The 817-nt window shown below is 68.9% G+C and carries 1 protein-coding gene; it reads left to right on the top strand.

Annotated features, from left to right (window positions below):
* The coding region (prpD, locus tag ACXJKJ_RS30385; protein WP_457395126.1) for a 2-methylcitrate dehydratase at window positions 1-817 on the top strand (817 nt) is incomplete at both ends.

Here is an 817-nt window from a genome sequence, read left to right as displayed (position 1 = left end):
ACCCTGGGCTGTGGCCTGGCCGCGCTGGCGTTCCCGGCCTGCAGCAAGCTGCTCGGGCCGCTGGTCCCTGGCATGCGCGTGATCAATGGCGCGCGGGTACCCGGGACGCGCTTCGAGCTGGACCCGGTGCAGGGCGCCTTCAACATCGGCGCGATGGTGCGCTGGCTGGATTTCAACGACACCTGGCTTGCCGCCGAGTGGGGCCATCCGTCCGATAATCTCGGCGGCATCCTGGCCACGGCCGACTGGCTCAGCCGCAATGCCGAGGCCTTGCGCCGGCCGCCACTGACCATGCGCGACGTGCTTGCGGCGATGGTCAAGGCGCACGAGATCCAGGGGTGCCTCGCCTTGGAAAACGCGTTCAACCGCGTCGGCCTGGACCATGTGGTGCTGGTCAAGGTGGCCTCCACTGCCGTGGTGTCGCACCTGCTGGGGCTGGACCGCGAGCGCATGCTCAACGCGCTGTCGCTGGCCTGGGTGGATGGCCAGTCGCTGCGCACCTACCGTCATGCGCCCAACACCGGATCCCGCAAAAGCTGGGCCGCCGGCGATGCCACCAGCCGCGCGGTGCGGCTGTCGCTGATGGCTGCGGCCGGTGAAATGGGCTACCCCAGCGCGCTGACCGCGCCGACCTGGGGCTTCTACGATGTGTCCTTCGGCGGTCAGGCGTTCCGCTTCCAGCGCGCGTATGGCAGCTACGTAATGGAGAACGTGCTGTTCAAGATCAGCTACCCGGCCGAGTTCCACGGGCAGACCGCGGTGGAAGCGGCGATGCAGCTGAACGCGCGGATGCGCGCGGCCGGCAAACGCAGCGAGG

It is taken from the genome of Roseateles sp. P5_E1 (genome assembly GCF_054049335.1).
This window is presented reverse-complemented; position numbering and strand designations above follow the sequence as displayed.